This is a genomic window from Streptosporangium vulgare (genome assembly GCF_042428775.1).
Taxonomy (GTDB): Bacteria; Actinomycetota; Actinomycetes; order Streptosporangiales; family Streptosporangiaceae; genus Streptosporangium; species Streptosporangium vulgare.
On the sequence record NZ_JBHMBS010000030.1, the window covers coordinates 26349 to 50986 of the forward strand.

The following is a 24638-nucleotide window of genomic DNA, read 5'->3' on the forward strand; positions in this document are numbered from 1 at the left end:
GGCTCTCACCATGAGGTGGGACCGGTGACCTGGGCGACGTCCTCGGAGCCGACGGCGAGCAACCTGGCGGCCAGGTCGGCCAGCGCGCGGCCGGCCGCGAGCTCGTCGCCGATCTCGGGCACCTGCGGGTCGGCCGGGTTGCGGCACGCGTGGCCGGTCCCGGCCAGGTGGATGCGATCCCCGGTGGACAGGACCGCCCGGGCGGAGGTGGTGTCGCCGTCCTCGGTGATGTGGATCTGTACGGTCCATCGCTTGGCGTGCATGGAAGACCCCTTTCGGTCGAACGGGCGTTCACCATCCACGCTGGTCAAGGGCCTTCTCCCCGAACAGGGCAGAAGGTCCCTACGAGGAAGGGACCTTTCGCCCTGCTGGTGAGGCCCGGCATCGCCGAACGATGGAACGGAGGTGAGGACCATGACGAGACAACGCGGGATCGTCGTCGGCTACGACGGTTCGGACTTCTCCCTGCGGGCCCTGGAATGGGCGACGGAGGAGGCGGAACTCCGGGGGCTCCCGCTCACCGTCACCTACGCGTGGCGGTGGCCGTACGGCAAGGCCGACGGCGAGGCCAGGCTCCACCTGGGCAAGGCGGCCGAGCACGTGCTGTTCCACGGCGTCAAATGCGCCCGCGCGCACTCCGCGATCGTCGAGGTGGTCACCGACCTCCACGAGGGCTCGGCCGCGCAGCGGCTCGTCGAGCTGTCCGCCGACGCGGAACTCCTCGTGGTCGGCGCCCACGACCGGGGGATGGCCGCCCGGTTCGTGATCGGCTCCGTCGCGGTGTTCGTGGCGGCCCGCGCCCGATCTCCGGTGGTCATCGTGCGCGAAGCGGGCCAGGGGCCCGTACTCCCGGGGCCGAGGCCCGTCGTCCTGGGTGTCAAGGACACCACGGCCGACGCCGTGCTGGACTTCGCGTTCCAGGAGGCGGCCCTGCGGCGTCTCCCCCTGTGGGTGGTGCACGCCGGCCACCCGCGCCCGATGGCGTGGGGCATCGCCATGGCCCACGCGCCCGATCTCGAAGACTCGGCCCGGGCCTGCCGCGAGCGGATGGAGGAGCGCCTCACCCCGTGGCGGCAGAAGTACGCGGAGGTCCATCTGGAGGTGCGTTCGGCCACGACCGCGCCCAGGGACGCCCTGCTCGCCGCGTCGGCCGAGGTCGGCCTCCTCGTGGTCGGTACGGGCCGGACGGCGTCCCGCACCGGCCACCTCGGAGCGATCACCGGAGCCCTGGTCAGGCACGCCTCCTGCCCCGTGGCCGTCGTACCTTCCCAGGAGCACGACTCCTCGCCCACGCCGCCCACCGGGTAGGCGGGGGCGGCGGGAGGCCGGCCCGGCGATCGGCCCCGCGGGGGCGGGCCGGTGGCGAGGTCGGAAGTCCCTGACGGACGGGCCTTTGGGCCGCTGCGGAAAGCGCCGTCGGCCGGTGGAATGGGAGGAGAACCCAAGGAGGTCGACATGACAGCGCATGTGGTGGTGGGCGTGGACGGCTCGTCTCCCGCGGACGAGGCGGTCCGATGGGCCGCCGACGACGCGGTCCGGCGCGGATGCGCCTTGAAGATCGTCCATGCGTGCGAGCCGTGGCCCGGTGACATTCCCCTCCAGACTCCGCCGGGCTTCCGCGACTCCGTCACCGAGTACGGCCAGGAGATCCTGGAGCGGGCGGCCGCGCTGGCGCGTGAGCGTGCCCCGCACCTGGAGGTGGACCCCCTGCTGGAGGCGGGCCGGGTGACCGAGGTCCTGCGGCGCGAGGCCGAGGACGCCGAACAGGTCGTGCTGGGCAGCCGGGGGCTGGGCGGATTCACCGGGTTGCTGCTCGGGTCGGTCTCCCTGACCCTGGCCGGGCACGTGGCCACCCCGGTCGTGGTCGTCAGAGGGGGTACGCCGGAGCGGACGCGCGACCGGATCGTCGTGGGCTTCGACGGCTCCGACCACTCGGCGGTGGCGCTGGAGTACGCCTTCGAGGAGGCCCTGCGGCGCGGTGCCAGGCTGCAGGCGATCCACACCTGGCAGATGCCCGCCGTGGGACCGGGTGCCCTGGTCTACACCCCGCTGGTCGAGGACCTCCTCACCGCCGAACAGCACGTCGCCACGGACACGCTCACCCCGTGGCGGGAGAAGTACCCGCGGGTCGAGGTCGAGCAGACGCTGGTCTGCGGGCATCCGGTCGGTGTCATCTGCGAGGCCTCGGCCGCCGCGGACCTGGTCGTGATCGGCTCCCGGGGACTGGGCAGGTTCGGCTCGGCCGTGCTGGGCTCGGTCAGCCACGGCGTCCTGCACCACGCCCGCTGTCCCGTCGCCGTGGTCCGAGCGCGAGGGGAGGCGTGATGGACACCGGCGCCCTCACCGTGGCTCAGGTGATGAGCCGGACGCTGGTCGCCGTCGACCTCGAGGAGTCCCCGCTCCTGGCCTGGGAGATCATGCGCCGCGCGGGGGTCCATCACCTGCCGGTCCTCGACCGGCACGGCTGCCTGCGGGGGATCCTGACCCGCGAGGACCTCACCGCCCACTGGTCCGGCGGCCCGATCGAGCAGTCACACGTGCAGGTGCGCGCGCTCCTGGCCGATCGCCGCCGCCCGCACACCACACCTGACACGCCCCTGGCCACCGCGGTGGCCGCGATGCTCGACGCCGGCGTCGACGCGATCGGGGTCATCGGGGAGGATCACCGGCTGGCGGGGATGATGACCGCCACCGACGTGCTGCGGGCCGTGGCCGGCCGCGTCACCGAGCACCGGGAGCCGCCCGAGCTGATGACGGGAATGTTCCACCTGGTCCCGGTCCTGCCGTCCCGCGTCCCCGCCGGACGAGGCGGGGATCCCGTCCCTTGATGTGACGTCACGGTCATGACCGGAGGGTGTTTCCATGAGGCGAGAGATCATCGTCGCGTTCGACGGGTCGCCGCACAGCCGTGGCGCGGTCGAATGGGCGGCGCTGGAGTGCGGGGCGCGACGAGCGGAGCTGACCGTCTGCCACGTCTGGGACGGCCCCCACGCCGAGCGCGAGGCGGCGATCACCGAGCAGCGGCGCCGGCACGCGGGCCGGGTCCTGTTCGAAGGGGTGCAGCTGGCCGAGCGGCTGCTGCCGGGCCGGGAGGTGCGCTCGATCCTGGCCCGGGGGGCCCCCGGGCCGGAGCTGGTCTCGCTCAGCCGGACGGCGAGGATCCTGGTGGTCGGATCCCGGGGTCTCGGCGGGCTCACCGGGCTGCTGCTCGGCTCGGTGAGCGCTCATGTCGCCGCCCACGCGGTCTGCCCCGTGCTGGTCATCCCGCCGCACGCCACCCCGCGGGTGTCGCCCATCGCCGTCGGCCACCGGATCCCGGGGATCAGGTCGTGTCCGGGCCCGGACTCCGGGCTCGGTGAGCCGAGGACCACCCCGAGCGAGTAGGTGATCGGCCCGCCACCGGGCCCCGGGCCGGTCAAGACCGGGTGATCGGCGCCCTGCCCGGCCCAGGACCGATCAAGACGCCCCCGGACGAGCCGGTACGAGCCAGTCAAGACCAGGCGATCGGCTCCCCGCCCAGGCCCCGGACCGGCCAAGACGCCCCCGGACGAGCCAGTACAAGCCGGTACAAGCCGGTACAAGGCGGTATGAGCAGGTACAAGCCGCTACGGGCCGCCGCGCTCATCGGCGGGCCCAAGGTCCCGATCGAAACAGACATCCGTCCCTGGGCCGGGACGGTTACCCGCGGGAGGCTTAGATGGTGAGACGTCATGGCACCATCGCCTTCCTCGCGGTGACCGCGTTCGGGCTGCTGGCCGGAGGCGCGCTCCACCTGGCCGGCGCGGTCACCGTCGCCGATCTTCTGTGGGCGGTGGTCACCGGCGTCGCCCTGGTGCCCGCGGCCGGATGGGTGATCTCGGCGCTGCGAAGCGGCCGGCTGGGCGTGGACGCCATCGCCGTCCTCGCCCTGGCGGGCGCGCTCGCCGTACGGGAGTATCTCGCCGGCGCCCTGATCGGCGTGATGCTGGCCACCGGCCGGGCGCTGGAGGAGCACGCCCTGCGCAGAGCCCGCCGGGACCTGACCGCCCTGTACGAACACGCGCCGCACTCGGCCCGGCGTTACCAGGACGGGGCGCCCGTCCTGGTGAGGGCCGAACAGGTGCGGCCCGGCGACCTGCTGCTGGTCCCCCACGGCGAGCCGGTCCCCGTCGACGGCGTGATCGCGGGAGAACCGGCGCTGCTGGACGAGTCGGTCCTGACGGGGGAATCGATCCCGGTGGAGCGCGCCCCGGGGGAAAGCGCGCGCAGCGGTGTCGTGAACGCCGGTTCCGCCTTCGACCTGCGGGCCACCCGCACCGCGGCCGAGAGCACCTACGCCGGGGTGGTACGGCTGGCACGGCAGGCCGAGGCGGGCAGCGCCCCCGTCGTGCGGCTCGCCGACCGGTTCGCCGCGTGGTTCCTGCCCGTCACCCTCCTGCTGGCGGGAGCCGCCTGGCTGCTGTCGGGCCAGCCGGTACGGGCCGTCGCCGTGCTGGTCGTGGCCACCCCCTGCCCGCTGCTGCTCGCCGCCCCCGCGGCCATCGCCTCCGGGCTGTCCCGTACGGCACGGCACGGCGTGGTGGTCAAGGGCGGAGGGGCGCTGGAAAAGCTGGGGCAGGCCCGCACGCTCATCGTGGACAAGACCGGGACGCTGACCGCGGGGCGTCCCAGGGTCGTCGACGTCGTGGCCGCACCCGGCGTCCGCGCCGACGACGTGCTGCGCTGGGCCGCCGCGGTGGACCAGATCTCCTCGCACGTCCTCGCCGCCGCGATCGTCGAGACCGCCCGCACCCGCCAGGCCGGGCTGCCGCAGCCGACCTCGGTCCTGGAGAGGCCCGGCACCGGCACCGCTGGGGTGGTGGAGGGCCGCCGGATAGAGGTCGGCAAGGCGACGACCTCCTCCTCCTCGGAGTGGGAACGGGCCCAGCGGGCGCGGGCCGCGCTGGACGGCGCCATGACCGTCTGGGTGACCGTGGACGGCGAGACCGCGGGCGTGATCCTGCTCCGCGACGCCGTACGGGCGGATGCGGCCCGGACCCTGCGGCGGCTGCGCGCCGCCGGGATCGAGCGGGTGATCATGCTCACCGGGGACCGGGCCGAGGTCGCCGAGAGCGTGGGCACGGTGCTCGGCGTCGACCGGGTGCTGGCCGAGCAGAGCCCCGAGGCCAAGGTGCGGGCGGTACGAGAGGAGACGGCCAAAGCGGTGAGCGTGATGGTGGGCGACGGGATCAACGACGCCCCGGCCCTGGCCGCCTCCGACGTCGGGGTCGCCATGGGCGCCCACGGTTCGGCCGCCTCCACCCAGGCGGCCGACGTGGTGCTCACCGCCGATCGCCTGGACCGGCTCGCCGACGCCATGGACGTCGCCCGCCGCTCCCGCAGCATCGCCGTGCAGAGCGCGGGCGCGGGGATGGCCCTCTCGCTGCTGGCGATGATCGTGGCGGCGGCCGGAGCGTTGCCGCCGGCGGCCGGAGCCCTGCTGCAGGAGGCCATCGACGTGGCGGTGATCCTCAACGCGCTGCGGGCCCTGCGTCCCGCCCGGGGAACCCGCACGGTGGTCGACGCCACCACCGAGTCCCTGCTGCGCCGCTTCAAGACGGAACACTCCTCGCTGCGGCCGCCCCTGGAACTGATCCGGGAGACCGCCGACGAGCTGGCCGGCGACCCCACGGCGCAGGCCCTCGGCCGCCTGAGGGAGGTTCACGCCTTCCTCACCGAACGCCTGCTTCCACACGAACGGGCCGAGGAACAGCGGCTCTACCCGGCGATGGGACGCGTTCTCGGCGGCCCCGAGGTCACGATGACCATGAGCAGGGCACACGCGGAGATCGAACGGCTCGTACGCCGGCTGGGGCGCCATCTGGCTCTCGCCGAGGACGGCGGAGTGCGCCCGGAACAGCTCGACGACCTGTGCGCCTGCCTCTACGGCCTGCACGCGGTCCTCCTCCTGCATTTCGATCAGGAGGAGGAGGCCTACTTCTCCCTCGCCTCCCTGTGATCACCGGTTCGCGGGCGGGACGGGGGCCGGCTCACCCGGGACGGAACAGACCATAAGTCCCTCCGGTCAGGGGACCTTCGCCGCTGACGGTCTCCGGACCGCTTTGCGATGGTTGGAGTGAGGAGGTGCGTCATGAAGGTCAAGGAAGTCATGGGCGCCGTGGCGATCGCGGTGCGGCCGGAGGCGACGTTCACCGAGATGGTCGACGCCATGCGGCGCTTCAAGGTCGGCGCGCTCACCGTCATCGACGCCGACGGTCACCCGATCGGCATGGTCGCCGACGACGATCTCCTGCTCAAGGAGACCGACTCCGGCACGCACACCGGCAGCGTCTTCGACAGCCGCAAGAGGCGTCAGGAACATCTCAAAGCCGCGGGTGGTACGGCCAGGCAGGTCATGACCACTCCGGCGATCACCATCACGAAGGACGCCACCGTCCGGGACGCGGCACGGCTGATGCACCGGCATCGGATCAAGCAGCTGCCGGTGATCGACGCGGCCACCGGGCACATCACCGGCACCGTCCATCAGAGCGATCTGCTCAAGGTCTTCGTCCGCCCGCCCGAGGAGATCGAACGCGAGGTCACCGAGGCCTGTGAGCGGCTCGCCGTCAATCCGGAGGCGATGGCCGTCCGCGTCGAGGCGGGGGTGGTCACGCTGAGTGGCCGGATCGCCTTCCGGTCGCAGATCGCGCCTCTGGTCACGGCGGTGCGCGAGATCGACGGCGTTCTCGACGTCGAGAACGCCCTCACCTGCCGGGCCGATGACCTGGCTCCCGTTCCGCCGTTCCTGTGACAGAGGTGAGATCATGAACGCCCGTACAACCGAGGAGATCACCTCGGTGGTCCGTACGGCGGTCCAGGCCGCCACGTGGGCGCCGTCGGTGCACAACACCCAGCCCTGGTCCTTCGGCATCGACGGCGACGAGATCGCGCTGCGCGCGGACAGCGACAGGCAACTGCGCGCCGGCGATCCCGCGGGCCGGGAGCTGCTGATCAGCTGTGGTGCGGCCCTGATGAACGTGCGGCTCGCGATGCGCGCGCTCGGTCACGAACCGAGGGTGCGCGTGCTGCCCGACCCCGACCGGCCGGCGCTGCTGGCCACGGTGCGGCCGGGAGGGGCCGTGACCGCCGACGAGGACACCCGGCTGCTGTACGCCGAGATCGAGCGCCGCCGCACCCACCGGGCCGGCTTCACACCGTTGCCCGTCCCGGAACCTCTGCTCGAGGCACTGGTGGCCGAGGCCGCCGCCGAGGGGGCGCGGCTGACGCCGGTCCGCTCCGAGTCGGCGATCCGGGTGTTCGCCGCGCTCACCTGCGCGGCCCAGGACGTGCAGTCCCAGGACCGGCCGCTGTCGCTGGAGCTGATCCGCTGGGCACGGCCGCCGGGCAGCCCCCGCAAGGACGGAGTACCGGCCGAAAGCTACCCGCGCGCACCCCGGCGGACCCACCCGCACTTCGCCCAGCGCGACTACGCCCACGGCCACCCCTGGGGCAGCGACGCCGACCAGTCCTTCTCCGCCTCCACCGGCGTCGTGGCGGTCCTGACCACCAAGGACGACACCCGCCAGGACTGGATCGCGGCCGGCCAGGCACTGCAGCGGATCCTGCTGTGCGCCTCCGCCCGAGGGCTCAGCGCGGCCTTCCACACCCAGGCGCTGGAGACACCCCACCTGCGGGAGTTCCTGCGGCAGGAGCTGTGCTCGCGGGAGTACCCCCAGATGATCATGCGGCTGGGCGTCACCTTCGACGACAGCCAGGGCGTCCGCCGTCCGGTCAGCGAGGTCCTGGAGGAGCGCTGACCGGACCGGCGCGGCGGCTACGCCGCGGGGCGGGCCGGACACCGCGGTTCACCCCAGGCGACCGTCTCCGACGCGGAGGACGGCGGCGCCGGTGACACGATCGGCGGCCAGGTCCGCCAGCGCCTGGTCGGCCCGCTCGAAGTCGTAGGCGGTGGTGGTGACGCGCGGTGGGTGGCGGACGGCGTGCTCCAGCAGGGCCTGGCCGTCGGCGCGGGTGTTGGCGGTGACGCTGCGCAGCGTGCGCTCCTGGAACAGGTGGTCGGAGTAGTTCAGCGGCGGGATGTCGGTGAGATGGATTCCGGCGACGGCCAGGGTGCCGCCGCGGTCCAGGGCGGCCAGCGCCACCGGGACCAGGTCGCCGACCGGGGCGAACAGGACGGCGGCGTCCAGCGGTTCGGGAGGAGCGTCGTAGGCGTCGCCCGCCGAGGCGGCACCCAGTTCCAGGGCGAGCCCGCGGGCGGAGGCGGAACGGGTCAGCACGTGCACCGTCGCGCCCTGGGCGAGGGCGACCTGGGCGGTGAGGTGGGCCGAGGCGCCGAATCCGTAGACGCCCAGCCGCCCGCCCGGCGGCAACTCGGCGCGGAGCAGCGCCCGGTAGCCGATGATGCCCGCGCACAGCAGCGGGGCCAGCTTCTCGGCGGGCTGGTCCTCGGGCAGGAGATAGGCGAAGTCCTGCGGCACGGTCAGGTACTCGGCGTAGCCGCCGTCGGCGTCCCATCCGGTGTAGCGCGAGTACGGGCAGAGGTTCTCGGAGCCCCGGACGCAGTAACGGCACTCACCGCAGGTGGAGCGGAGCCAGGCCACACCGACCCGGGTGCCGACGGAGAGCCGGTCGGCACCGGGGCCGCGGGCCGCGACGCGCCCGACCACCTCGTGGCCGGGCACCGTGCCGGGCCGCCGGGGGGTCAGGTCGCCCTCGGCCAGGTGCAGGTCGGTGCGGCAGACGGCGCACACCTCGACCCGGACGAGCACCTCACCGGGGGCGGGCTCGGGCACGGGCAGCCGTACCCGCTCCAGCGGGTGGGTGGCCATGGGACCGGGATGGCGGACCACCCAGGCGCTCATCGTCTGTGTCACCCTCCCATCGTCACACGTACCGGCTGACCGGTAGCGCGCTCAGCCCGCCGGTCGGCATGTGCGTGTCGAAGGTCGGCTCCCGGGGTGCGCAGCCCGGTCTCAGGGTGGGGAAGCGGGCGGCCGGCTGGGAGAAGACCACCGGGAGCTCGATGCGGACCAGGGGTGCGCCGACGCGGTAGCGGGCGCCGTGGCCGAAGCCCAGGTGCGCCACGGCGGGGCGTGCGACCCGGCGGAAAGATCCACCTGGTCGGCGGCCCGTTCGCCGCGCCTCGGCAAGCGGAAGTAGATCTTTTTGTGCCCCGTATCAAATGTAACCCTTGGACGGTTACAGTTCCTGCGTGCGTTTCATCCCCTTTGTCATGATTTCCGTTGCGCTCACCGCGACCGCCGTGTCCCCCGCCTCCCCCGCCTGGGCCATCACCAACGGATCCCCCGACCTGGCCGCCCACCCACAGGTCGGAGCCATCATCGGCGACAAGCCGAACGAGGACGGAACCTGGTCCTACTGCACCGGCACCCTCATCTCGCCGACCGTCTTCCTCACCGCCGCCCACTGCGCGGCGGAGGGGCAGAAGACCGCACGGGTCTCCTTCTCCACGCGCTACCGGCACGGGGACAAGATCTACACGGGCCGCTACGTCGTCGACTCGCGCTACAAGGACAAGGCCGATATTCACGACATGGCCGTCGTCATCTTCGACACCGCCGTCCCGGACATCAAGCCCGCCAGGCTGCCCACCGAGGGCCTGCTCGACCGCCTCGACGCCGCCAACGCCCTGGAGATCACGCGCTTCACCCCGGTCGGGTACGGCGCCGTGGCTTCGTCCAAGATCGGGGCCAAGGGGAAGCACGTCTCGTCCGGGGGGAGGCAAAAGGTGCGGCTGACCTACACCGACACCCGCCACCAGGCGTCCATCTCCTTCAAGAACCTCACCCGCAGGTGGCTCAAGCTGTCGCTCGCCTCCAAGGGCGACGGCAGCACCTGCTTCGGCGACTCGGGCGGCCCGAACTTCCTGGGAGGGCCCACCTCGGACCTGCTCGTGGCCACGACGATCAGCGGCGACGACGACGCGTGCAGGCTGACCAACTACGACTATCGTCTGGACACCCCTCAGGTCCGGTCCTTCCTCAAGAAGTTCGTCACGCTTCCCTGAACGGGTGACCGCCTCGTCGGGGGTGAGATGTCCCCCCGACGACCGCCGGCCAACGCGACCTCCGTCTCATCGGGATCCACGGATGACCCGCCATGGGGCCCGACCGGAGCGGGACCACGACCCGTCCTCGGGCCGCGTACGGCGACACGGTCGCGGCCGTCCCCGGCGCCGGGCATGGCCCGCCGCCTGCCCGGCGAGCCGTTCATACCGTGATGTCCGATTGCTGAATTATTCATCTTGACCAGCGTGAAACATGCACGCGCTTTTGATGATCGACACTCTGGTTGCCCCTGATCCACGACCACATAATTGATTCACATCAGAAGCAATCAGGTCGGCGTCGAGGGGCACGAAATTGTCAGCACCGGCTGTGCCTCGCCCTCCGGCGGACGCGCGCGTTCGCCCGTGGCCCGCGGACGGCCATCGGGTCCCGGCGTCCGTCCCGATCGGGAGAGCGGCCGGATCCCACCTGCACCGGTGCTGCCGCAAGGCCGGTGAAGGTTCCCGCGGCGGGCGCCGCCGACACCGTGCCGGGCACCCCGCCGACACCGTGTCCGGCGCCCCGCCGGCGTCGATCCGCGCAGGCGGGAGGCCGATCGCGTCGCCGTCGCCGAGCTTCACGGCGCGCGAGTGACGCGCTCGGAGATCTGATACGCCTCGGCGTCCGGCCTCCCGGCGTCGTTCTCCCGCGGGCGACGCGACGGCGGGCCGGCGAGCCCGGCCGTCCGGCTTCGCGACGTCGGGCCACGACGCTCGAACCAGCCGGCCTGGACCTCGGCGCTCACCAATTCATCCGGCCCGGAAACGACGCCGACAACAGCTTGAGCCGTACCAGGAAACAGGAGAAGGAAACCATGGACTCTCAGGTCAAGAAGCCACCACCGCTGCTTCTTCTGTGCCTCGCCCAGTTCATGCTGACGCTCGATTTCGCGATCGTGAACGTCGCTCTGCCATGGATCAGGACCGACCTGTCCTTCACCGCCGGCGCCCTGCCCTGGGTCGTCGGAGCGTACGCGCTGTTCTACGGCGGCTTCCTGCTGCTGGGTGGGCGCGTGGGCGACATCATCGGCCGCAAGCGCATGTTCGTGTGGGGTCTCGCGATCTTCACGATCGCGTCCCTGGTGGGTGGCTTCGCGACCGGCTCCATCGTGCTGATCGTCGCCCGTGCCCTGCAGGGTCTCTCGGCCGCGGCGGTGGCTCCGGCCGTGCTGGCGATGATCGGCGCGGACTTCCCCGAGGGTGAGCCTCGGGCCAAGGCCATGGGCGTGTTCGGCGCCGTGTCCTCGGTGGGCTTCGCCGGCGGCGTGCTCGCCGGCGGCGTGCTGACCGAGGTCTTCGGCTGGCGGGCCGTCATGTTCATCAACGTCCCGGTCGGCATCGCGATGGTCGTGCGCGCCGCGATCCGCCTCGACGACGACAGCGTGCGGACGAGGTCCGCGCGCATCGACGTGCCCGGCGCCGTCCTGGTGACCGCGAGCATGTGCGCGATCGCCTACGCCCTGACGATCGCGTCCGACGAGGGCTGGGGCACCGCCGGGGTGCTGATCCCGCTGATCGCGGGTGTCGCGCTGCTGGCCGTGTTCCTGTTCGTGCAGACCCGCGTGTCCGCGCCGCTGGTGCCGCTCTCGATCTTCCGTAACCGCGGGGTTACGGGCGGCAACCTGGTCGCGTTCCTGTCGGGTGGTGTCATGTCCATCTCGACGTTCTTCATCACGCTCTACATGCAGCAGATCCTGGGCCTCTCGGCCATTCTCACCGGGATCGCGTTCTTCCCGCAGGCCCTCGTGGTCGTGCTGGCGTCGCTGCCGGTGGCGAGGACGACCGCGCGGATCGGGGCCCGTCCGGTGCTGACCGTCGGCGCCCTGTTCCTGGTGGCCGGTTCACTGGTGCTGGCGCTCGCGCCCGCCGACGGCTCGTTCCTGGTGAACGTGCTGCCCGGCGGCGTCCTGATCGGCGTCGGCGTGACGGTCATGATGATCAGCACCGCGGTGGCGGCCACGTCCGGCGTGGACGGTTCCCAGATGGGCCTGGCGTCGGGCCTCTACAACTCGAACCGCCAGCTCGGGGTCGGACTGTGCCTCGGTGTCGCGGTGGCGGTGGCGTCGCTGGCCGCCGGGACCGGGCAGGGGATCTCCATCGACGGGATCCAGACGGCGTTCTGGCTCTCCACCGCGCTCTCCGTGGTCATCGCGATCATCTCCGCGACCGTCCTGCCGCCGGTGCGCAAGCCGGCTCCCGACGCTCCGGCCGCCCCCGCCCCGGTGGCCAGGACCGCCTCCGCGGCCGGCCGGTAGGTCTCCGCACGTTCGAGGGCCGTCCCCGGCACGTGCCGGGGACGGCCCTTCCGCGTGTCCGCCATGTCCGCTACGTCACGCCGTAGCCGCTGCGTCCGTCGTGTCCGCCCAGGCTCCCGGCGATCACCTCAACCGCCCAGGTACTCCCCCGCCGCGTCGAGCAGCCAGGCCGCGAGGTAGTCCGCGAACGACGAGCGCACGAAGATGTGGAACCCGTCGTCCTCGCGGGCGGTGAGGACGACCTGGGCGCGGGCGAGCATGGTCTGGGCGCAGCGGCCGGGACCGAACACGCGGGGGTGCAGGTCGAGGGCGCAGCCGTGGGAGAGCAGGTCGCGGGCCTTCGGGCCGGTCACGAGCAGTACGGTCCGCTGGGCGGAGACGTCGGTGACGGCGGCGTGGCCGGTTCCGGCGGCGGCCCGCAGGCGGCCCTCCAGGCCCGTGTCGCCCGGAGGGCCGACGACCAGCCACTCGTCGGGGCCGAGCCACAGCACCTGGCGGCCACTCGCGGAGGTGGAGGACGGCGGCACGTCGCCGGCGGTGCTCGCGGAGGTGCCGGGTTCGGTGGGGAGCGGCACGCCGAGCGCGAGGGCGATGGCGGCGGCGGTGTCGCTCCCGGGCTCCACCCGCAGGTCGATCTGGGTGAGGAACGGCAGTTCCGCGACGCGGAGGTCCGGGCCCGACACCGGCTCCAGCCGGGCCGGCGGGCTCGACCGCCCGGACGTCCGCGGTCCCCGCGGCTCCGTTTCCGGTGCTTTCGTTTCCTGTGCTTTCGTACTGGAGAGCTCCGTCACGGGCGGCTCCGCTCCGTACGACGGGCCAGGCCGGGTCCCGGCCGGTGGCTCAGCCATCGCGGCGCGCTCCCTCGGGGTCGTAGAGGACGTGGTGGGTGACGGTGACGGGCAGCAGTTCCCCTCCGACGGGTACGTACAACCGCTCGCCGACGCGTTCGCGCCCGCCGCTGACGAGGGCGAGGGCGAAGGTCCTGCCGAGCGCGGCGCTGCGGTAGCTGGAGGTGACGTGGCCGAGCATGGGGACCGGCGGCTCGGGCAGCCGGTCGGCGGCCACCAGGTGGGAGCCCTCGGGCAGCAGGACGTCCGGGTCGAGCGGCAGCAGGCCGACCAGGTGCTTGCGGTCGGGCCTGGCGGTGTCGGCGCGGGCGAAGGAACGCTTCCCGAGGAAGTCGGCCTTCTTCTTGGACACCACCCATTCCATGCCGAGGTCGGCGGGGGTGACCGTGCCGTCGGTGTCCTGGCCCACGATGGGGTAGCCCTTCTCGGCCCGCAGCACGTGCATGGTCTCGGTTCCGTACGGGGTGACCGCGCCGGTGGCCTGGACGGCCTCCCACAGGGCGAGCCCGTCCCAGGCGCTGACGTTGATCTCGTACGCCAGCTCGCCGGAGAAGCTGATCCGGCACACCCGCGCGTCGAGGCCCGCCACCCGGGTGTCGCGCCACGTCATGAACGGGAAGCTCGCGTTGTCCACGGCCAGTTCGGGGGCGAGTCCGGCCAGCACCTCGCGGGAGCGTGGCCCGGCGAGCGCGACCGTCGCCCACTGCTCGGTGACCGAGGTGCAGTAGACCCGCAGCGAGGGCCACTCGGTCTGCAGCCACTCCTCCATCCAGTCGAGGACGGCGGCGGCGTTGCCGGTGGTGGTCGTCACCAGGAAACGGTCCTCGGCCAGGCGGATCACCGTGCCGTCGTCGAAGACCATGCCGTCGGGGCGGCACATCACGCCGTAGCGGATCGAGCCGACCTTGAGGGTGCTCATCATGTTGGTGTAGAGCCGGTCGAGCAGCTCCGCGGCGTCCGGTCCCTGGATGTCGATCTTGCCGAGCGTGGAGGCGTCCATGGCTCCGGCGGCCTCCCGCACGGCCCGGCACTCGCGCAGGACGGCCGCCTCCATGTCCTCGCCCTCACGGGGGTAGTACCAGGGCCGCTTCCACTGGCCGACGTTCTCGAACGGCGCCCCGTACGCCACGTGCCACTCGTGCAGCGCGGTGACCCGGACGGGGTCGTGCAGCGCTCCCCTGTCGCGCCCGGCGAGGGTCGCGAAGGAGACGGGCAGGTAGGGCGCGCGGAAGGTGGTGGTGCCGAGTTCCGCGACGTCCATCCCGAGGGCGTGGGCGACGACACCGCCGGTGAGCACGCCGGAGGTCTTGCCTTGATCGTGCCCGGTCCCGGCGGTGGTGTAGCGCTTGACGTGCTCGACCGAGCGGAGCCCGGCCCCGGTGGCGCGCATCACGTCGGCGACGGTGACGTCGCGTTGCAGGTCGACGAAGTGGGTCCGGTAGTCGTCGGCGGGGACGAGCCACACGTGCTCGGCGGGGGTGGTCCCGGTGGGCTTCCTGACGGACGCGCCGGGGGTGTGAGGGGTTCGGAGGCCGGCCGCCCCGGCGGCCCGCGCCCCGGCGGCCGTGCCGTCCTCCAGGCAGGCGGCCAGGGTGAGAAGCCCCCGGGCGGCCCCGGCGACCTCGACGGCCTGGCGGGTGCTCCCGGGGACGAAGGAACCGAGCACCTCGTCGTAGCGGAGCGTCCCTCCCGCCTGGCTGAACAGGTGGACGGCGGGGTTCCAGCCGCCCGAGACGAGCAGCAGGTCGGCCTCGATCTCGCGCCCGCCGGGAGCGGGCGTCCCCGAAGTGGCCGTTCCGAAACCGTGCGTCCCGGAACCGGCCGCCGCAGAGGCGGGCGTTCCGGAACCGGCCGCCCCGGAACCGGTCATCCCGGAGTGGACCGCCCCAGAAGGAGCCGTCCCGGAAGCAGCTGTCCCGGGAGGCGTACCGCCCGCGACGGGTCTCTCCGAGACGGTCACGGAGGTGACGCCGTGCTCGCCGTTCACTCGGGTGACGAAGTGACCGGTGAGCACCTCGGCCCCGCCCAAACCGTCCAGGCCACCCGGACCGTCCAGGCCGTCCAGGCCGTCCAAGCCGTCCGGACCGTCCGGACCGTCCGGGCCACCCGGCGCGCCCGAGCGGCCCGAGCCGTCCCGGCCCGGGGTGCCGCCGGTACGCGTGTCCACGACGGCGGCGATCTCGACGCCCGCGGCGGCCAGGTCACGGGCCGCGGCGTAGGCGCTGTCCCCGGTGGTGAACACCACCGCGCGGCGGCCGGGCAGGACCCCGTACCGGTTGGCGTACGCGCGTGCCGAACCGGCGAGCATGACGCCCGGCAGGTCGTTGCCCGCGAAGGCGATCGAGCGCTCGTGCGCGCCGGTGGCGAGGACGACGCGGCGGGCCCGGATGCGCCAGACGCGCTCGCGGGAGGAGGCGTCCTCTCCCCTGCGCTCCACGGCGACCAGGTAGTTGTCGTCGTAGTAGCCGAACACGCTGGTACGGGTGAGGACTCGCGTCTCCGGGTGGCTCTCCAGCTCGGCCAGCGCGGTGGCGGCCCACGTCGTGCCCGGTACGCCGTCGACGGTCTCGCCGGTGTCGGGCAGGCTGCCTCCGGGCGAGGGCCGGTCGTCGGCGAGGATCACCCGGGCGCCCGACCCGGCCGCGGCGGTCGCCGCCGCCAGGCCCGCCGGGCCCGCGCCGACCACCAGGACGTCGCAGTGCGCGTACACGCCGTCGTAGCGCGCCGGGTCGGGTTCGGCGGCGAGCCTGCCCCTGCCCGGCAGACCGGTGGCCACCAGTCCCGCGTACAGCTCGACGACGGTGGCCTGGAGCATCGGCTCGGGGAAGGGGTGCTCGATCTGGACGACGGCGTTGGGCTCCTCGGTCCAGGCGGCGAAGATCCCTCGGGGGCGCCCCAGCGTGACGCTCGTCGCGACCGTACGGACGCCGTTGGCGAGCAGCGCGGCGGCGAGCGTGTCGCCCCGGTACCCCTCGTAGTCGCGGCCGTCGAACCGGAACGGCAGCACCTCCCCGCGACGGCCCTCCCGGCGGAACGGCTGCCCGCTCACCGGCGCGCCCTTCTCTCGCCGTCGGCCGGAACGCCCGCGCCGCCGACGGCCGGGCGAACCGTGTCGCCGACGGCCAGGCGAGCCGCGTCGCCGACGGCCTTGACATGCGTGTCCCCGGCGGCCGGGCGAACCGTGTCGCCGGTGGCCCGGACGTTCACGCCGCCCGGGAGCCGCGGGTGGTCCGCCGCGCCGTTCGTCCGGCGGTTCACGCGACCACCGGCCTTGGCTCGCCCACGCGGTAGACGGCGTGGAACTCGTTCGTGGCGGTGTCGCGGATCGCGTTGAACCAGCGTCGGCATCCGGCCGCGTGCTGCCAGCGCTCGGCGAACGGCCCCTTCGGGTTGTCGCGGAAGAACAGGTACCGGGCCCACTCCTCGTCGGAGAGCGCGGCGGGGTCGCCGGGATAGGCGACCTCGGCCTGCCCTCCGTAGTGGAACTCGGCCTCGTCCCGTGGACCGCACCACGGACAGGGGATCAGCAGCATCGGTCGGGCTCCTTCAGTGGGCCACCGCGGCGGCGCCGTGCTCGTCCACGAGCGCGCCGGTGGTGAATCGTTCGAGCGTGAAGGCGGCGTTGAGGGGGTGCGGCTCGCCGTGGGCGATCGTGTGCGCGTAGCACCATCCGACGCCCGGGGTGGCCTTGAAGCCGCCGGTCCCCCATCCGCAGTTGACGTAGAGGCGGTCGACGGGGGTGAGCCCGACGACGGGCGAGGCGTCGGGGGTGACGTCGACCACCCCGCCCCAGGTACGCAGCACGTGGGCCCGCGCGAAGACGGGGAACAGCTCCAGCGCCGCCGCCATCTGCCGCTCGATGATGTGGAACGCGCCGCGCTGCCGGTAGGAGTTGTACGCGTCGATGCCCGCCCCCATGACCAGCTCGCCCTTGTGGGCCTGGCTGACGTAGACGTGCACCGCGTTGGACATGACCACAGTAGGGTGCACGGGCTCCAGCAGCTCCGAGACCAGGGCCTGCAGCGGGTGGCTCTGCACCGGCAGCTCCACCCCCGCCATCCGTCCGACGACCGAGGAGTGCCCGGCCGCGCACATCGCGACCCTGCCCGCGGCGATGCGGCCCCTGGTGGTGCGTACGGCCTCCACCCGCCCGTCCACGACGTCGATGCCGGTGACCTCGCAGTGCTCGATCAGGTCGACGCCCATCGCCGCGGCGGCGCGGGCGAATCCCCAGGCCACGTAGTCGTGCTTGGCGATTCCCGCGCGCGGCTGGTAGGTGGCGCCGAGGACCGGGTAGCGCGCGTCGGGCGAGACGTCGACGATCGGGCAGACCTCCTTCACCTCCTCGGGGCCGAGCCATTCGGCGTCGACGCCGTTGAGGCGGTTGGCGTTGACCCGGCGGACGCTCTCCCTGACGTCCTGGAGGCTGTGCGCGAGGTTGAGCACGCCACGCTGGCTGAACAGGATCGGGTAGCCGAGGTCCTCCTCCAGCCCTTCCCACAGCTTGAGCGAGTGCTCGTAGATGCCCGCGCTCTCGTCCCACAGGTAGTTGGACCGGATGATGGTGGTGTTGCGGGCCATGTTGCCGCCCGCCAGCCAGCCCTTCTCCAGCACGGCCACGTTGGTGATCCCGTGGTTCTTGGCCAGGTAGTACGCGGTGGCCAGGCCGTGGCCCCCGCCGCCGACGATCACCACGTCGTAGGAGGACCTCGGCTCGGGACTGCTCCACAGCCGGTCGGGGTGCTCGGGCAGCGCCTCGGTGCTCATCGTCGTCCCTTCTCGATCCCGCCGGCGGACTCCGGCGCCACCGATCCCGGCGTCAGGGGGCTCATCGGCGTGCCCTTCCGTCACGGCGTCCCGGCGGCCGGCTAGCCACGCAGGCGCTCCATCGCCGGGTCGTACAGCGGTTCCTCGGCGACGACGGCGGCCACCCGCCGGTCGAAGTAGCCGATGTGCAGCTCCCTGCCCGGCACGGACAGCCCGGCGGGCAGCCAGGCGTAGGCGATGCCCTTGCCTATCGTGTAGCCGTAGGCGGCGCTGGTGACGTATCCGACGGGTGACGCGCCGTCGTACACCGGCTCCTTGCCCATGACCACGGCGGCGGGGTCGTCGACGGTGAGGCAGGTGAGCCTGCGCCGGGGGGCCGTGCCGCGCTCGGCCAGGGCCGCGCGGCCGATGAAGTCGCCCCTGTCCGCCTTGCGCACGGCGAAACCGAGGCCCGCCTCGTAGGGGTCGTGCTCATAGGTCATGTCGGCGCCGAAGGACCGGTACCCCTTCTCCAGCCGCAGGCTGTTGAAGGCGCCGCGGCCCCCCGCGATGATCCCGTGCTCCTGGCCCGCCTCCCAGAGGGTGTCCCACAGCTTCGCGCCCATGTCGGCCGTCGTGTAGAGCTCCCAGCCCAGCTCCCCGACGTAGGAGAGCCGCAGCGCGGTGACGGGCACGGTGCCGACGTACGCCCGCGCGGCGCGGAAGTAGCGGAAGCCGCCGGGCCCGAAGGCGGGTCCGGCGAGCGGGGCCACGACCTCGCGGGCGAGGGGTCCCCAGACGCCGACGCAGCAGGTTCCGGGGGTGAGGTCGGTGACGGTGACCGACCCGTCGCCGGGCAGGTGGCGGTGCAGCCAGTCGAGGTCGAGGTTGCCGTTGGCGCCGACCTGGAACAGGTCACGTCCCAGCCGGGCCACCGTGACGTCGCTGCGGATGCCGCCGTCGTGGTCGAGCAGCAGGCAGTACGTGACCGAGCCGACGGACTTGTCGACGTCGCCCGTGGAGATCCGCTGGAGGAAGGCGGCCGCCCCGCGGCCCGCGACCTCGATGCGCTTGAGCGCGCTCATGTCGTACAGGGCCACGGTCTCGCGCGAGATCTGGGCCTCGGCGCCGACGATCGGCGACCAGTGGCGGGCGGCCCAGTCGTTGGGACGGGGGATGTCACGGCCGTCGAGCAGGGGCGCGTTGGCGCCGTACCACTGGGGGCGCTCCCAGCCGGCGGCCTCCAGGAAGTACGCGTCCAGCTCACGCTGGCGGGTGTGGAAGGGGCTGGTGCGCAGCGGGCGCAGGTTCTCGGCCGGTTGGAGCGGGTGGATGATGTCGTAGACCTCGACGAAGTTCTGGCAGTCGCGGGTGCGGACGTACTCGGGGGCGAGCTGGTGGGCCTCGAACCGGTTGACGTCGCACTCGTGCAGGTCGAAGGACGAGCAGTGGCCGTCGGTCAGCCACTCGGCCATCGCGCGGCCCACCCCCGCCGAGTGGGTGACCCACACGGCCTCGGCCACCCAGAAGCCCCGCACGTCGCGCGACTGCCCGAGCAACGGCATGTTGTCGGTGGTGAAGGAGAACAGGCCGTTGATCCCCGCTTCGAGCCCGGCCTTCCCGGTGGCGGGCAGCAGCGCCTTCGTCTCGGCCCAGGCGGGGGCGAAGTCGTCGTCGGTGAACGGCAGCACCGACGGCATGACCTCGGCGTCGGCGATCGGGAGGATCTCCTCGGCGGTGATCGGCATCGGGCGGTGGCCGTAGTAGCCGATGCCGAGCCGGTCGAACCGCTCCCGGTAGTACAGGTCGGCGTCCTGGTGGCGCAGGATCGGCCGGACGGCCTCCTCGGCCTGCCCGGCGAGCGCGGGGACCGGGCCGGTCCAGGCGAGCTGGTGGGCGAGGGGGGTGAGCGGCAGTGTCATGCCGACCATGCCCGCGACCTTGGGGCCCCAGATTCCGGCGCAGCAGACCACGAGGTCGGCGGGGATCTCGCCCCGGTCGGTGACGACGGCCGTGACCCGGTCGTCCTCGACGCGGATGTCCAGCACCTCGTGCCGGTCGAGGACGCGCACGCCCCGCTCCCGGGCGCGGGCCAGCTGGACCTCGACGGCGCGCACGGCCTTCGCCAGGCCGTCGGTGGGGACGAACAGCCCTCCGAGGACCCTGTCCCCGTCGAGCAGGGAGTGGCGCTCCACGCACTCCCCGGGGGTGAGCAGGCGCGCCTCGATCCCCCAGGAGGTCGCCCAGCCGTGGCGGCGGTGCAGCTCGGCGAGCCGCTCGGGCGTGGTGGCCACCTCCAGCCCGCCCACCTGGAGGAAGCAGTCGAGGGCGACGAGTTTCCCGACCGTGTAGCGGGCCAGCTCCGCCATGGTCTTGGACGGGTTGGTCTGGAACACCAGGCCCGGCGCGTGGGAGGACGATCCCCCGGTGGCGGGCACGGCGCCCTGGTCGACGACGGTGATGTCGTCCCGGCCCCTGGCGGAGAGCTCGTCGGCGAGGGCCGCCCCGACGACCCCGGCTCCGATGATGACGACGCGTCGGCCCGCCATACCCACCTCCGTCGTTGCGCATTCCGAAACGAAGTGCGCTTCCCGCAACAGATTGTCCTCCCGTCGACAACACTGTCAAGGACGGGCCGACGGTCGTTCGCGGGGGGACCAGCCGGTGGTCAGTCCTCGGCGGGCACCGGGTGGATGTGCCGTGCCGTGAAACCGAGCAGGGCCGACGCGGGTTCGAGGTCGATCGGCACGGTACGGCCGGGAAAGCGGCGCCGCCGGGAAACCCCGGGGTGACAGAGGTCGAGAAGGCGTTCGGTGGGCAGCGGGGAGAGGGTCTCCGGCGCGGCGACGTACAGCACGTGGGAACCGGGGACGGTGACCGACAGCGACAGCAGGAGGGCGCGGGCGGCGTCGCGGATGTCGAGGTAGCTCCACATGTCGGCCGCGCCCGCCTGCGGGCTGCGGGCGTACCGGGCCGCCGTCTCCGGCAGCCGGTGGACCGCGTCGCCGACGAAGGGGAGCCGCAGGGCGACCGTGGTCATCCCGTGGCGCAGGGCCATCATCGCCGCGGTGGCCTCGTCCGCCTGCTTGGACAGCGCGTACGGGTCGGTGATCCGCAACGGCGTGGCGACGTCGACCGGCAGGTACGGCGGCGACACCGGCCGCACCGCGAACGGCAGCCCGCCGATCGCGTAACTGCTCGCGATCACCGCGTTGCCCACCCCCCGGCGGCCCGCCTCCTCCAGCACGACGAAGGTCGCCCGCACGTTGCCGGTGAAGACGTCCTCCGGCGTGCCCAGGCGGGGAGAGGGCAGCGCGGCGAGGTGGACGACGCCGTCGGCGCCCTTCATCGCCTCGGCCACGGCGGCCGGGTCACGGGCGTCGCCGACCACGATCCGGTCGGCGGGCAGCTCGCCGTCGAGCTGCCCGCCCGGCACCCCGTCCCCCGGTGGGAGTACGAGGGCGGTCGCGGCCACGTTCTCCCGGGCGAGAAGGGCGAGGACCGCGCGCCCGACGTGGCCCGCCGCGCCGGTGACCAGCACCCGGTCAGGCATTGCGGGCCCGGGCGGTGGTCTGGCGGATGTGCAGCCGGGGCTCGATCTGGATGTGCACGGGCGTCTCGCCCAGCCGACCCTCGATCAGGTCGGACAGCAGCCGGGTCGCGACGACGCCCACCTGCTCCTTGCCCGGGGCGACCGCCGTCAGGGGGGGATCGGCCAGACCGGCCAGCTCGTCGTCGTAGGCGACCAGCGACAGGTCCCCCGGGATCGAGACGCCGTGGGTACGCGCGTGCTGCAGCAGGACCAGGGCGTCCTCGTCGCCGTGGCACAGCAGGGCGGTCACCCGGGCCGCGGTCAGCTCCTCCAGCACGGCCGCCGGACCGCCCGGCTCCCAGGCCGGGCCGGTGCCCAGCCGCTCGCCGGTGATGTTGGGCACGTCGGCGTCCATGCCGTGCCTGGCGATCGCGTCGGCCCAGCCGCGGCGGACGAAGACGGCGCTCTGGGAGTCGCCCCGGCTGATCAGCGCGACCCGCGTGTGCCCGAGGTCCCGCAGGTGGCGCATGGCGCTGGCGACCCCCCGCTCGTGCGCCGACCGCACCGTGGACAACCGTCCCAGCTCCTCGCCGGGCGCGGCGCGTTCGATGAGCACGACGGGGACGGGCACGTCGTCGAGGTAGGCCAGGGCGTCGCGGTCGTCCCCGCCCACCGACGGGGCGAGCAGGAGCCCGGCGCACCCGGTGGAGACCAGTTCGGCCACCAGCTTCGGCTCCTCGGCCTGGTCGTAGTTCGACAGCAGGAGGCGGACGTCGCCGCCCGTGCCGGCGGTGACCGACCGGATGCCGTCGACCACGCGGCGGAAGTAGTAGGCGGCCGGGATCAGCACGCCCAGCGTGCGGTGGGGCGCCGGGGTGCCCCCCGCGCCCTGGCCCGGGGACGCGGGCTCGGCGGCGGTGTGCCTGAGCATCGCCCCGCCACGGACCTTCTCCAGGATGCCGTCGTAGATGAGGGCCTCCAGGTCCCGCCGGACCGTGACGTGCGAGACGCCCAGCTCGCCGACCAGCTGGGAGACGCGGACGGCTCCCTCACGTTGCGCGGACTCCAGGATCCGCGACCTTCGCTCAGCACTCAGCACCTGTGACCCCCTGTCGCCGAGGCGTGGAATCGCTCATCTGATTGAAACTATTGACCACTAACGAAAAGTATTCGTAACATAAATGCGCCAAAATGTAAAGTTATGAGGGGTTGTTCGTGCCTGTTCCCGCTGTACAGCTTTACTCCGTTCGCACCGAGATCGCCACGCGCCCGGCCGAGACCCTGCGGTCCGTCGCCGAGATGGGGTTCCGCGCCGTGGAGCCCACCGCGGGCCTGGTCGGTGACGACCCGCACGCCTTCCGCGACGCGCTGGCCTCGGCCGGGCTCACCGTATCGTCCCTGCACGGCCCGCTGCTCGACGAGCGCAGAGACGCGGTGGCCGCCGCCGCGCGGGCGATCGGCACGGACACCGTCGTCATCCCGGCGATCGCGGCGGAGGGGTTCGCCGACCGGGCGAGCGTCGAGGACAGTGCCCGCCGTGTCAACGAGGCCGTGAGATGGGCGGCCGGGGCGGGGCTGAGGCTCGGCTATCACAACCACCACTGGGAGTTCGCCCAGGTCGTGGCGGGGCGTCCCGCGTTCGAGCTGTTCGCGGACCTGCTGGAGCCCGAGGCGCTGCTGGAGATCGACGTCTACTGGGCCCACATGGGCGGGGCCGACGTGCCGGAACTGCTCGGGCGGCTGGGAGAGCGGGTCTCCCACCTGCACGTCAAGGACGGCCCCGGCACGGTCGACGCGCCCATGACCGCCGTCGGCTCGGGCACGCTGCCGATCCCCGCCATCCTGGCGGCGGCCCCCCCGGGGGCGTGGCGGATCGTGGAGCTCGACCGCTGCGACGGCGACATGCTGGACGCGCTGGCCCGGTCGCGGCGCTACCTCTCCGGGCTCACCGGCCTCGCCGGACTCCCGGCATGAGCGGCGTGAGCGACACCGGTGACCTCAGGGACACCGGTGACATCGGGAGCGCACGCGGCGTACGAGGTGGCGGGCCCGTCACCGATGGCCCGGTCGGCGTGGCCGTGGTGGGCTGCGGCGTCATCAGCGGGCAGTACCTGCGCAACCTCACGGCCTACCCCGCCGTACGCGTGGTGGCGTGCGCCGATCTCGACCGCTCCAGGGCCGAGGCCGCGGCGGCCGAGCACGGTGTCGCGCACGCGGGCGATCCCGGGGAGGTACTCGGGCTGCCCGAGGTCGAGCTGGTGGTGAACCTGACGGTCCCGGCCGCGCACGCCGAGGTCGCCGGGGCCGCGGTCGCCGCGGGCCGGCACGTCTACAACGAGAAGCCGCTCACGCTCGACCGCGAGTCCGCGCGACGGCTGCTCGCGGCGGCCGGCCTGGCGGGGGTGCGGGTGGGGAGCGCGCCGGACACCTTCCTGGGCGCGGGCCTGCAGGCGATGCTCCGGCTGCTCGCGGAGGGCGGCGCGGGCCGGCCGCTCTCGGCGGTGGCCCTGATGCAGGGGCCGGGGCCACAGCGCTGGCACCACGATCCGGAGTTCCTCTTCCGCCGGGGCGGCGGGCCGCTGTTCGACATGGGGCCGTACTACCTGACGGCCCTGGTCGCCGCGCTGGGGCCGGTGGCCCGCGTCACGGCGATGTCGGGCAGGTCGCTCGACCGGCGGGTCATCGGCGCGGGGCCGCGTGCGGGCACGAGCTTCCCGGTGGAGGTCGCCACGCACGTGACCGCGCTGCTGGAGTTCGCCTCCGGCGCGGTCGCCACCACGGTCTTCAGCTTCGACTCGCCGCTCGGCCGTCAGGACTTCCTGGAGTTCACCTGCGCCGAGGCCACCGTCGCCGGGCCGAATCCGAACGGTTTCGGCGGCCCGCTCCGGTCGCGCCGGGCGGGCGAGACCGAGTGGAGCGCGCTGCCGGTGCCCGGGACGGTCACCGGGCGCGGCGTCGGCGTCGCCGAGATGGCGGTCGCCATCAGGCGGGGCCGCCCGCACCGGGCGAGCGGTGAGCTGGGGCTGCACGTGCTGGACGTGATGACCTCGATCGGCGAGTCCGCCGAGCGGGGCGAGTTCGTCGACGTCACCTCCACCTGCCCGCGACCGGACCCGCTCCCGGAGGGGTGGGATCCGCGGATCGCGACACCAATGGCACAAGAAGCAAACATGACTATCTAAATATTTCACACTTCTTGCCATCTGGTT

General features: G+C 73.1%; 22 protein-coding genes. 11 read left to right on the plus strand and 11 right to left on the minus strand.

Translation table 11 applies throughout. The features are described 5' to 3' along the window. Positions 1–5: 5 nt before the first annotated feature. Positions 6–263 carry a dsRBD fold-containing protein gene (locus tag ACFFRH_RS37055; protein WP_386162228.1) on the minus strand — a complete coding sequence of 86 codons (258 nt, stop codon included), beginning with the start codon at positions 261–263 and terminating at the stop codon, positions 6–8. A 151-nt stretch (positions 264–414) separates the two neighbouring features. On the opposite strand from ACFFRH_RS37055, the gene ACFFRH_RS37060 reads away from it, so the two are divergent. The 7 genes from ACFFRH_RS37060 (at position 415) to ACFFRH_RS37090 (ending at position 7778) form a co-directional block, all read left to right on the plus strand. After that, positions 415–1308, plus strand: coding sequence for a universal stress protein (locus ACFFRH_RS37060; RefSeq protein WP_386162230.1), 894 nt, complete (start codon positions 415–417; stop codon positions 1306–1308). 147 nt (positions 1309–1455) lie between these two features. Continuing rightward, complete coding sequence (locus ACFFRH_RS37065) at positions 1456–2325, plus strand: universal stress protein (RefSeq protein ID WP_386162232.1); 870 nt, start codon at positions 1456–1458, stop codon at positions 2323–2325. Then, complete coding sequence (locus tag ACFFRH_RS37070; RefSeq protein ID WP_386162234.1) at positions 2325–2828, plus strand: CBS domain-containing protein; 504 nt, start codon at positions 2325–2327, stop codon at positions 2826–2828. The genes ACFFRH_RS37065 and ACFFRH_RS37070 overlap by 1 nt, the downstream gene beginning before the upstream one ends. 34 nt (positions 2829–2862) lie before the next feature. After that, positions 2863–3384, plus strand: coding sequence for a universal stress protein (locus tag ACFFRH_RS37075; RefSeq protein ID WP_386162236.1), 522 nt, complete (start codon positions 2863–2865; stop codon positions 3382–3384). A 313-nt stretch (positions 3385–3697) separates the two neighbouring features. Continuing rightward, on the plus strand, positions 3698–5977 hold the full coding sequence (locus ACFFRH_RS37080; RefSeq protein ID WP_344746525.1) for a heavy metal translocating P-type ATPase: 2280 nt from the start codon (positions 3698–3700) through the stop codon (positions 5975–5977). Positions 5978–6109: 132 nt separating this feature from the next. Further along, positions 6110–6772, plus strand: coding sequence for a CBS domain-containing protein (locus ACFFRH_RS37085; protein WP_344746526.1), 663 nt, complete (start codon positions 6110–6112; stop codon positions 6770–6772). A 13-nt stretch (positions 6773–6785) separates the two neighbouring features. After that, positions 6786–7778, plus strand: a complete 993-nt coding sequence (locus ACFFRH_RS37090; RefSeq protein ID WP_344746527.1) for an Acg family FMN-binding oxidoreductase — start codon at positions 6786–6788, stop codon at positions 7776–7778. A 48-nt stretch (positions 7779–7826) separates the two neighbouring features. Here ACFFRH_RS37090 and ACFFRH_RS37095 read toward each other — a convergent pair whose 3' ends face one another. Next, positions 7827–8855 carry a zinc-binding alcohol dehydrogenase family protein gene (locus tag ACFFRH_RS37095; protein ID WP_386162239.1) on the minus strand — a complete coding sequence of 343 codons (1029 nt, stop codon included), beginning with the start codon at positions 8853–8855 and terminating at the stop codon, positions 7827–7829. A gap of 10 nt (positions 8856–8865) precedes the next feature. Further along, a complete protein-coding gene (locus ACFFRH_RS37100) occupies positions 8866–9066 on the minus strand; it encodes a hypothetical protein (protein WP_344746528.1) in 201 nt (66 codons plus the stop codon). Positions 9067–9214: 148 nt separating this feature from the next. Here ACFFRH_RS37100 and ACFFRH_RS37105 point away from each other — a divergent pair, with 148 nt between their 5' ends. Next, positions 9215–10009: a S1 family peptidase gene (locus ACFFRH_RS37105; protein WP_344746529.1), complete on the plus strand. Its 795-nt coding sequence runs from the start codon at positions 9215–9217 to the stop codon at positions 10007–10009. 854 nt (positions 10010–10863) lie between these two features. Further along, positions 10864–12303: an MFS transporter gene (locus ACFFRH_RS37110; protein ID WP_386162242.1), complete on the plus strand. Its 1440-nt coding sequence runs from the start codon at positions 10864–10866 to the stop codon at positions 12301–12303. A 128-nt stretch (positions 12304–12431) separates the two neighbouring features. Here the strand turns inward: ACFFRH_RS37110 and ACFFRH_RS37115 are convergent, their stop codons facing one another. From ACFFRH_RS37115 to ACFFRH_RS37150, 8 genes are all read right to left on the minus strand, one after another. Continuing rightward, the gene (locus ACFFRH_RS37115) at positions 12432–12986 is read right to left on the minus strand and encodes a sarcosine oxidase subunit gamma (protein WP_344746532.1); all 555 of its coding nucleotides are present in this window, start codon (positions 12984–12986) and stop codon (positions 12432–12434) included. Positions 12987–13143: 157 nt separating this feature from the next. Then, complete coding sequence (locus tag ACFFRH_RS37120; protein ID WP_344746533.1) at positions 13144–16200, minus strand: 2Fe-2S iron-sulfur cluster-binding protein; 3057 nt, start codon at positions 16198–16200, stop codon at positions 13144–13146. After that, positions 16197–16409 carry a hypothetical protein gene (locus ACFFRH_RS37125; protein WP_344746534.1) on the minus strand — a complete coding sequence of 71 codons (213 nt, stop codon included), beginning with the start codon at positions 16407–16409 and terminating at the stop codon, positions 16197–16199. The genes ACFFRH_RS37120 and ACFFRH_RS37125 overlap by 4 nt, the downstream gene beginning before the upstream one ends. Then, positions 16406–16684, minus strand: a complete 279-nt coding sequence (locus ACFFRH_RS37130; protein ID WP_344746536.1) for a sarcosine oxidase subunit delta — start codon at positions 16682–16684, stop codon at positions 16406–16408. The genes ACFFRH_RS37125 and ACFFRH_RS37130 overlap by 4 nt, the downstream gene beginning before the upstream one ends. A gap of 13 nt (positions 16685–16697) precedes the next feature. Beyond that, positions 16698–17918, minus strand: a complete 1221-nt coding sequence (locus ACFFRH_RS37135; RefSeq protein WP_344746537.1) for a sarcosine oxidase subunit beta family protein — start codon at positions 17916–17918, stop codon at positions 16698–16700. Between the two features lie 101 nt (positions 17919–18019). Beyond that, positions 18020–20446 carry a GcvT family protein gene (locus ACFFRH_RS37140; protein WP_344746538.1) on the minus strand — a complete coding sequence of 809 codons (2427 nt, stop codon included), beginning with the start codon at positions 20444–20446 and terminating at the stop codon, positions 18020–18022. Positions 20447–20565: 119 nt separating this feature from the next. After that, entirely contained in the window at positions 20566–21450 is an 885-nt protein-coding gene (locus tag ACFFRH_RS37145) for an NAD-dependent epimerase/dehydratase family protein (protein ID WP_344746539.1), read from the minus strand. Then, entirely contained in the window at positions 21443–22528 is a 1086-nt protein-coding gene (locus ACFFRH_RS37150) for a substrate-binding domain-containing protein (protein WP_344746540.1), read from the minus strand. The genes ACFFRH_RS37145 and ACFFRH_RS37150 overlap by 8 nt, the downstream gene beginning before the upstream one ends. 116 nt (positions 22529–22644) lie before the next feature. Between ACFFRH_RS37150 and ACFFRH_RS37155 the strand changes: the two genes are divergently transcribed. Both ACFFRH_RS37155 and ACFFRH_RS37160 read left to right on the plus strand, forming a co-directional pair. Then, positions 22645–23403 carry a sugar phosphate isomerase/epimerase family protein gene (locus ACFFRH_RS37155; protein WP_386162246.1) on the plus strand — a complete coding sequence of 253 codons (759 nt, stop codon included), beginning with the start codon at positions 22645–22647 and terminating at the stop codon, positions 23401–23403. Further along, positions 23400–24611 (plus strand): Gfo/Idh/MocA family protein, encoded by a 1212-nt coding sequence (locus tag ACFFRH_RS37160; protein WP_386162248.1) that lies wholly within the window; start codon positions 23400–23402, stop codon positions 24609–24611. The genes ACFFRH_RS37155 and ACFFRH_RS37160 overlap by 4 nt, the downstream gene beginning before the upstream one ends. The last annotated feature ends 27 nt before the right edge of the window (positions 24612–24638 follow it).

What these genes read in the sequence shown, in the direction of transcription:
- ACFFRH_RS37160 (WP_386162248.1), top strand. Translation starts at nt 23,400, where the DNA reads ATGAGCGGCGTGAGCGACACCGGTGACCTCAGGGACACCGGTGACATC.
- ACFFRH_RS37130 (WP_344746536.1), bottom strand. Translation starts at nt 16,684, where the DNA reads ATGCTGCTGATCCCCTGTCCGTGGTGCGGTCCACGGGACGAGGCCGAG.
- ACFFRH_RS37140 (WP_344746538.1), bottom strand. Translation starts at nt 20,446, where the DNA reads ATGGCGGGCCGACGCGTCGTCATCATCGGAGCCGGGGTCGTCGGGGCG.
- ACFFRH_RS37110 (WP_386162242.1), top strand. Translation starts at nt 10,864, where the DNA reads ATGGACTCTCAGGTCAAGAAGCCACCACCGCTGCTTCTTCTGTGCCTC.
- ACFFRH_RS37060 (WP_386162230.1), top strand. Translation starts at nt 415, where the DNA reads ATGACGAGACAACGCGGGATCGTCGTCGGCTACGACGGTTCGGACTTC.
- ACFFRH_RS37065 (WP_386162232.1), top strand. Translation starts at nt 1,456, where the DNA reads ATGACAGCGCATGTGGTGGTGGGCGTGGACGGCTCGTCTCCCGCGGAC.
- ACFFRH_RS37145 (WP_344746539.1), bottom strand. Translation starts at nt 21,450, where the DNA reads ATGCCTGACCGGGTGCTGGTCACCGGCGCGGCGGGCCACGTCGGGCGC.
- ACFFRH_RS37135 (WP_344746537.1), bottom strand. Translation starts at nt 17,918, where the DNA reads ATGAGCACCGAGGCGCTGCCCGAGCACCCCGACCGGCTGTGGAGCAGT.
- ACFFRH_RS37085 (WP_344746526.1), top strand. Translation starts at nt 6,110, where the DNA reads ATGAAGGTCAAGGAAGTCATGGGCGCCGTGGCGATCGCGGTGCGGCCG.
- ACFFRH_RS37075 (WP_386162236.1), top strand. Translation starts at nt 2,863, where the DNA reads ATGAGGCGAGAGATCATCGTCGCGTTCGACGGGTCGCCGCACAGCCGT.
- ACFFRH_RS37070 (WP_386162234.1), top strand. Translation starts at nt 2,325, where the DNA reads ATGGACACCGGCGCCCTCACCGTGGCTCAGGTGATGAGCCGGACGCTG.
- ACFFRH_RS37105 (WP_344746529.1), top strand. Translation starts at nt 9,215, where the DNA reads ATGATTTCCGTTGCGCTCACCGCGACCGCCGTGTCCCCCGCCTCCCCC.
- ACFFRH_RS37080 (WP_344746525.1), top strand. Translation starts at nt 3,698, where the DNA reads ATGGTGAGACGTCATGGCACCATCGCCTTCCTCGCGGTGACCGCGTTC.
- ACFFRH_RS37090 (WP_344746527.1), top strand. Translation starts at nt 6,786, where the DNA reads ATGAACGCCCGTACAACCGAGGAGATCACCTCGGTGGTCCGTACGGCG.
- ACFFRH_RS37055 (WP_386162228.1), bottom strand. Translation starts at nt 263, where the DNA reads ATGCACGCCAAGCGATGGACCGTACAGATCCACATCACCGAGGACGGC.